Below are 7,253 nucleotides of genomic sequence, written 5' to 3'. Positions count from 1 at the left end.
CCCGCCCTCCACGGAGGTCTCGTGCCCGCCACGCCCCGGCATGGGGGGAGGCTAACCCGCCGCGCCCGTGCGAGCGGGCGGCGACGCCCGTCCCGCGCGGTCCCACGCCCGAGATCACCTGATCGGGTGCATCGCGGTCGCGTCGCTCCGCACGGCCGTGGCGACGGTCGCGGCACGCGCTCCCTCGCGCGAATCGCTTCCGGCCGCATCCGTAGGCTGAACAGGTATGAGCACCCCTGTGTTGACTGCGGTGGCCTGGCCCTACGCCAACGGCCCCCGCCACATCGGCCACGTTTCCGGTTTCGGTGTCCCCTCGGACGTGTTCTCCCGCTACCAGCGAATGGCCGGCAACGACGTGCTCATGGTCTCCGGCACCGACGAACACGGCACGCCCATCCAGGTGCAGGCGGAGAAGGAGGGCATGACCCCGCAGCAGGCCGCCGACACCTACACCCGCCAGATCGGCGAGGACCTGCGCGGGCTCGGCCTGTCCTACGACCTGTTCACCCGCACCAGCACGGGCAACCACGCCGAGGTCACCCAGCAGATCTTCCTCGCGTTGCACCGCAACGGCTATGTCGTGCCGAGGACCACCACGGGCGCGATCAGCCCGTCCACCGGCCGCACGCTGCCCGACCGCTACGTCGAGGGCACCTGCCCGATCTGCGGCTACGACGGCGCGCGCGGCGACCAGTGCGACAACTGCGGCAACCAGCTCGACGCCGCCGAACTGCGCAACCCACGCTCGCGGATCAACGGCGAGGTGCCGCGTTTCGTCGAGACCGAGCACCTGTTCCTCGACCTGTCCGCGTTCACCGAGACGTTGGGCAAGTGGCTGTCCACCCGCACCGACTGGCGGCCCAACGTCCTCAACTTCACCCGCAACCTCGTCGAGGACATGCGGCCCCGCCCGATCACCCGTGACCTGGACTGGGGCGTGCGCATCCCGCTCGACGGGTGGCGCGACGAGCCCATGAAGCGCTTCTACGTCTGGTTCGACGCGGTGATCGGCTACTTCTCCGCCAGCGTCGAGTGGGCGCGGCGTAGCGGCGACCCGGACGCGTGGCAGCGGTGGTGGCTCAACCCCGACGCGCGGTCCTACTACTTCATGGGCAAGGACAACATCACCTTCCACGCCCAGATCTGGCCCGCGCTGCTGCTCGGGCACAACGGGGAGGGCGACCACGGCGGCGAGCCAGGCCCGTTCGGGCGGCTGCACCTGCCCGACGAGATCGTCTCCAGCGAGTTCCTCACCATGAGCGGCTCGAAGTTCTCCACCTCACGCGGCACCGTCATCTACGTGCGCGACTTCCTGCGCGAGTTCGGGCCGGACACGCTGCGCTACTTCATCGGGGTGGCGGGGCCGGAGACCCACGACGCCGACTTCACCTGGGACGAGTTCGTGCGCCGGGTCAACTTCGAACTCGCCAACGAGTGGGGCAACCTGGTCAACCGTGCGATCTCGCTCGCGCACAAGAACAACGGCGGCGTGCCCCGCCCGCACACCCCTGCCCCGGCCGACGAGGACCTCAAGGCCGATGCCCGCGCCGCCTTCGACACCGTCGGCGCGCACCTGGGCCGGTCGCGGTTCCGGCAGGCGGCCTCCGAGGCCATGCGGGTGGTCTCGGCGGCCAACAAGTACCTTTCCGATCAACAGCCGTGGAAGCTGGGCGACGACCCGGAGCGGCGCGACACCGTGCTGCACACCGCGCTCCAGGTGGTCTCCGACGCCAACACGCTGCTCACGCCGTTCCTGCCGCACTCGGCCCAGAAGGTGCACGAGGCCCTGGGCGGCACGGGCGTGTGGGCGGCGCAACCGGAGCTGCGCGAGGTGGCCGACCTCGACGTGCCCGAGCGAACGAACCCGATCCTGTCCGGCGACTACACCGCCGAGCAGGCCCGCTGGGCCTCGGTGCCGATCGAGGTCGGCAGGCCGCTGGCCAAACCGACCCCCCTGTTCCGCAAGCTCGACGCGGCACTGGCCGAGACCGGTCCGGAGTGGGCGCCGATCCAGCGGGACGACGCGTGAGCCGCGAGGACCCGCCGCCGGAGCCGGACCCGCTGGAGACTCCGACCGTCGACGCGCACACCCACCTCGACGCGTGTGGAGCGCGGACGCCCGAGGGGTTGCGTGCCGCGCTCGACCGCGCCGAACGCGCGGGGATCGGCCGCGTGGTCACCGTGGCCGACGACCTCGACTCCGCTCGCTGGGTGGTGGAGGCGTCCACGTGGGACGAGCGCGTGGCCGGGGCGGTGGCCCTGCACCCCACGCGCACCGCGGAGTTCTCCGACGCCGACCGTGCCGAGATCGCGCGGCTCGCCGCGCACGAGCGCGTCGTCGCGGTGGGTGAGACGGGCCTGGACTACTACTGGGACTATTCGCCGCCGCGCGCGCAGGCCGAGGCGTTCCGCTGGCACATCGATCTCGCCAAGCGCCTCGGCAAGCCGTTGATGATCCACGACCGGGAGGCGCACGAGGACATCCTGGCGACCCTTGAGTCGGAGGGCGCGCCGGAGACGGTGGTGTTCCACTGCTTCTCCGGCGACGCCGACGTGGCGCGCCGGTGCGTCGACGCGGGCTACGTGCTCTCGTTCGCGGGCACGGTCACCTTCCGCAACGCCCGGGCACTGCACGAGGCCGCCCGCCTGGTGCCGGACGACCAGATGCTCGTCGAGACCGACGCGCCGTTTCTCACCCCGCACCCGTTCCGGGGCAGGCCGAACGAGCCCTATTGCGCCGCCTACACCGTGCGCGGCCTGGCCGAGCTGCGGAACCGGCCGGTGGCCGAGGTGGCCGCCGCGACGCGGCGCAACGCGGAACGCGTGTTCCGCTGGGAGGCAGGGGGGCCGGACCGCGCGGGTTCGTCCGCCGGGGGAGCGGAGCGGGTGTGGTGACGAAGCTCACTACTCCGCAGGGGGTGTTTGCGCAACCCCCCGGTGCTCGTTATGGTCCCGTGACCGTGCTGGGTGATGGTCTGTCATTGACCCTCACCCGACCGGCCCACAGTCACGTCGGTGTACGTCGGGGAGAGCGTCCTGCGGGACGTGAGGGCGGCGCTGACTGCGGGAGTCGCTGGACTTACGTGAAGGGATCGACCCTGTGACTGGTAGAGACGGGCACGCGGGTGCGTCGACGGCGGTGCTCGACTGGCCGAGCGAGGACGACGACCTCGATTTCTCGCCCGACCCGGAAGTCACTCCGCACGACGTGCTCACCGCGCTCGGCCCGGACGCGGACGCCCTCATGGCCCAGGCGAACGTGGACACCGACGAGCTGATCCGGCTCATCAACGCCGAGACCACGATGCTTCCGCCGGTCGTCGTGCCCGACGACGCGGCCGAAGCCGACGTGGCCGCGGCCTCGTCCGGCACCGACGACGCCTCCGACGGCCTGGCCAGCACCATCAAGACCTGGAAGAAGCGGTTCCTCCGGTCGACCGTGCTGGCCCTGATGATCTCGCTCACCGGCGGCGGCGCGGCGGCGCTGGCGATGAACAAGAGCGTCACGGTCAACGTCGACGGCGAGCGCGAGACGGTGCGCAGCTACGCCGACACCGTCGGGGAAGTCCTCTCCGACGCCGGGATCACGGTCGGAAAGCACGACGCGCTCTCGCCTTCGCCGCAGGCGCCCGTCGGTGACGGCGGCGTCATCAAGCTCGAACGCGGCCGCCATCTCACCGTCGTGGTCGACGGTGAGGAGCGCGCGTCGTGGGTGCGCGCCACGACCGTGGGCGAGGCGCTGAGCCAGCTCGGCCTCGACGACCTCGACCGGGAGAGCGCGTGGTTCTCCGCGCCGTTGCACGGCGAGGTGCCCCTGGACGGCATGCGCCTCGAAGTCAAGACCGAGAAGCAGGTCACCGTCTTCGACGGCGGCAACGAGCCGCGCGAGGTGAGCACCACCGCGGTCACCGCCCGCGAGCTGCTCGGTGAGCTGGAGCTCGACCTCGGCGAGCAGGACACGCTGGAGGAAGGGCTCGACTTCGCCCTCACCGACGGCGCCGAGGTCCACATCAGCCGCACCGGCGTCTCGGTGGTCAACGAGACCGAGTCCATCGAGCCCGAAGTCCGTGAGATCGAGGACCCGGAGCTTGAGGCGGGCACCGAGATCGTCGAGGACGAGGGCACGCCCGGCGAGAAGGTCGTGACCTACCGGGTCACCAGGCGCAACGGCGAGGTGGTGGACCGCGAGGAGCTGTCCACCAAGATCGTCGAAGAGGCCCAGGACCGCGTGGTGCGGATCGGCACCAAGCAGCCCGAGATCGCCGACGGCGCCGCGTGGGACCGGCTCGCGCAGTGCGAGTCCGGTGGCGACTGGTCCATCAACACCGGCAACGGCTACTACGGCGGCCTCCAGTTCAACAAGCAGACCTGGGACGCCTACGGCGGCAGCCAGTACGCGGCCTACCCCCACGAGGCCAGCCGGGAGCAGCAGATCGCGATCGCGACCAAGGTCCGCGACGCGCGCGGCGGGTACGGCGCGTGGCCCGCCTGTTCGTCGAGCCTCGGCCTGCCGAAATAGAGCGCGGTGACCGGGCGGGGTCCGCACGGCCCCGCCCGCCACGTCTCTAGGCTGGTCGGGTGAGCGAAACCCCGGGACTGCTCGGCCCCGCCGAGATCCGCGCGTCGGCCGCCGCCCTCGGCGTCCGGCCGACGAAGAAGCTCGGCCAGAACTTCGTGCACGACGCCAACACCGTGCGCCGGATCGTGGAGCTGGCCCGGGTCGGCACCTCCGACACCGTGCTCGAGGTCGGCCCCGGGCTCGGATCGCTCACCCTGGGGCTGCTGCACACCGGGGCCCGCGTGCTCGCCGTGGAGATCGATCACGCACTCGCGGGCAGGCTCCCGGCCACCGCCGCCGCGTACGCACCGGAGGCGGCGGACCGGCTCGCCGTGCTCGAACGCGACGCGTTGACACTGCGCGCGGCCGAGCTGCCCGGACCCGCCCCGACCACGCTGGTGGCCAACCTGCCGTACAACGTCGCCGTGCCGGTGGTGCTGCATCTGCTGGCCGAACTGCCGACGCTGCGCCGGGGCCTGGTGATGGTCCAGACCGAGGTCGCCGAGCGCATGGCCGCCCGCCCCGGCAGCCGCGTCTACGGCGTGCCCAGTGTGAAGCTGGCCTGGTACGGGCGTGTCCGCACGGCCGGTTCGGTGCCCCGGTCGGTGTTCTGGCCGGTGCCCAACGTCGACTCCTCCCTCGTGGAGTTCGAACGGCACCCCGGTGCTGAGCGCGCCGGCGCGGACGGTGTGCGGCCGGACCGGGCGCGTGGTGTGGACCGTGACGCGGTGTTCGGACTGGTGGACGCGGCGTTCGCGCAGCGCCGCAAGACGCTCAGGGCCGCGCTCGCCGCGTGGGCCGGGTCGGCCGAGCGGGCGGGGGCTTTGCTGACGGCGGCGGGTGTCGACCCCGCGACGCGCGGCGAGCGGCTGACGGTGGACGACTTCATCGCGATCGCCGCCGCTGCGCCAACGGTGTGATCTCGTGCGCCGGGCTTGCCATCGGGGCGGCTTCTCCGGTGTACTTTGAGGGCATCCATCCCGAGCGACCGAGAGACCTGGCTCACGGACGTCGCAGCAACCACCCCCGTGTGGGCAGGTGCTAACGCCAGGAGGCGATGGAGGACCCATGTATCGCTCCACACTGCTGACGAAGCGCCGAGTCGTCGACCAGGGTCGACGCACGGTGTGTGCGTGTCGCCGCCACACCGCCGTGCGTGCCTGACCCTGCCCTTTCCGACTCACGTCTTTCCTCGACGTCCGCACCGGACGTCGCGCTGAGCTGCCTTGGAGCGCTTCCGTGATCACTGTCGAGAACGTCAGCAAGTCGTTTTCCGGCCCCGACAACGACACCGCCGTCCCGGCGCTGCGGGACGTCAGCCTGGCCGTCGATGCCGGGGCGCTGTACGGGATCATCGGCCCCGCGGGTGCGGGCAAGACCACGCTGGCGCGGTGCGTGGCGCTACGGGAGCGTCCGGACCGCGGAGTGATCCGCTACGACGGTCTGGACACCGGCAGGCTCCAGGGGCGCAAGCTGTGGGGCGCGCGACGGCAGGTGTCGGTGGTGGACCCGAGCCTGCGCGGCGAGCGCACCGTCGCGGGCAACGTGGCCGAGCCGCTGGAGCGGATGGGCGTGGACGGCGCACGGCGGCGCACGCGCGTGGCGACGGTGCTCGACCTGATCGGGCTCTCCCGCAGTGCCGGGCAACTGCCCGCCGAACTCAGCCCCGGGCAGCGCAGGCGGGTGGCCGTGGCGCGGGCCCTGTCCACCGAGCCGTCCGTGCTGCTGGCCGACGACCCCACGGCGGAGGTGGACGCCGAGGAGTCCGCGGCCGTGCTCGGGGTGCTCGACCGGGCCCGTGCCGAGCTGGGAGCCACCGTGGTCCTGACCACGCGCCGGGCCGAGGTCGCGCGCCGGGTGTGCGACGAGCTGGCCCTGCTGGACCGGGGCACGCTCGTGGAGAGCGGCACGGTGCTGGGGCTGCTCGGCAAGCCGGGCAGCCGCATCGCCGACGCGCTGCTGCCGTCGGTCGACACGCCGAGGGCGCGGCTCGCCTCCTACGACAGCGCGGTGGACGTGGTGCTGGTCGGGTTCGCGGCGGTCGGTGCGCTGCTGCCCGAGGCGGCGGCCCGGTTCGGCGTCGAGTTCGCCACGATCGGCGGCGGCCTCACTCGCGTGGGCGACACCCCGGTGGCGCGCTTCCGGCTCGGCATCACCGGCCAGCGTGCCGACGCCGCACTCGCCTGGATGACCGAACGCGGCGCGCACGTCACCCACCCGCTGTACGGGCTGCGCAACGTGGCGGCCTGAGCGCCCGGGACCCGCGCGGCGCTGGTCGCGAGGAGATCCCACGGCGCCCCTCCCGAAGCCCCCTCGTGGGGCCGCCGCGACAGCCTCGCCCAGTAGGCTGGTGGGGTGCTTGCCGCCGCTTCCCCACCCGTCACCGTGCGGGTCCCGTCAAAGGTCAACCTGCACCTGTCCGTCGGCGACGTCCGCGCGGACGGTTACCACGAGCTGACGACGGTGTTCCAGGCGCTGTCGTTGACCGACGACGTCATCGTGGCCGAGACGGGTTCGTCCGGCGTCGAGGTCTCCGGCGAGGGAGCGAAGTCGGTGCCTTCGGGCGAGGACAACCTCGCGCTGCGGGCGGTGCGCGCGCTCGCCGAGTATGTCGGCAGGCCGGACGACGCGGCCAGGGTGCGGGTGCGGCTGCGCAAGGGCATCCCCGTGGCGGGGGGACTCGCGGGCGGCAGCG

5 protein-coding genes, 1 pseudogene and 1 riboswitch are annotated in these 7,253 nt (G+C 72.4%); all 6 genes and pseudogenes read left to right on the top strand.

The window, feature by feature from the left end:
* The first annotated feature begins 226 nt into the window (after positions 1 to 226).
* The gene (gene metG, locus SACSA_RS0106245; RefSeq protein WP_028661602.1) at positions 227 to 2,029 is read left to right on the top strand and encodes a methionine--tRNA ligase; all 1,803 of its coding nucleotides are present in this window, start codon (positions 227 to 229) and stop codon (positions 2,027 to 2,029) included.
* A complete protein-coding gene (locus SACSA_RS0106240) occupies positions 2,026 to 2,895 on the top strand; it encodes a TatD family hydrolase (RefSeq protein ID WP_019814304.1) in 870 nt (289 codons plus the stop codon). Before metG ends, SACSA_RS0106240 begins: the two co-directional genes overlap by 4 nt.
* A 205-nt stretch (positions 2,896 to 3,100) precedes the next feature.
* Positions 3,101 to 4,519, top strand: coding sequence for a transglycosylase family protein (locus SACSA_RS0106235; protein WP_408640269.1), 1,419 nt, complete (start codon positions 3,101 to 3,103; stop codon positions 4,517 to 4,519).
* A gap of 59 nt (positions 4,520 to 4,578) precedes the next feature.
* Complete coding sequence (gene rsmA, locus SACSA_RS0106230) at positions 4,579 to 5,478, top strand: 16S rRNA (adenine(1518)-N(6)/adenine(1519)-N(6))-dimethyltransferase RsmA (protein ID WP_019814302.1); 900 nt, start codon at positions 4,579 to 4,581, stop codon at positions 5,476 to 5,478.
* A gap of 52 nt (positions 5,479 to 5,530) precedes the next feature.
* Positions 5,531 to 5,622: riboswitch (SAM riboswitch) on the top strand.
* A 175-nt stretch (positions 5,623 to 5,797) separates the two neighbouring features.
* The gene (locus SACSA_RS0106225; RefSeq protein WP_019814301.1) at positions 5,798 to 6,808 is read left to right on the top strand and encodes a methionine ABC transporter ATP-binding protein; all 1,011 of its coding nucleotides are present in this window, start codon (positions 5,798 to 5,800) and stop codon (positions 6,806 to 6,808) included.
* A gap of 105 nt (positions 6,809 to 6,913) precedes the next feature.
* Positions 6,914 to 7,253 (top strand): annotated as a pseudogene (locus tag SACSA_RS25775) (4-(cytidine 5'-diphospho)-2-C-methyl-D-erythritol kinase); the annotation flags it as partial.

The organism is Saccharomonospora saliphila YIM 90502, from assembly GCF_000383795.1.
GTDB lineage: Bacteria > Actinomycetota > Actinomycetes > Mycobacteriales > Pseudonocardiaceae > Saccharomonospora > Saccharomonospora saliphila.
The sequence above is the reverse complement of the archived record's forward strand: the minus strand, read 5'-3'. Positions and strand labels throughout refer to the sequence as shown.

Excerpts from the sequence above, each read along its gene's own strand:
- metG (WP_028661602.1), top strand. The coding sequence starts at position 227 with ATGAGCACCCCTGTGTTGACTGCGGTGGCCTGGCCCTACGCCAACGGC.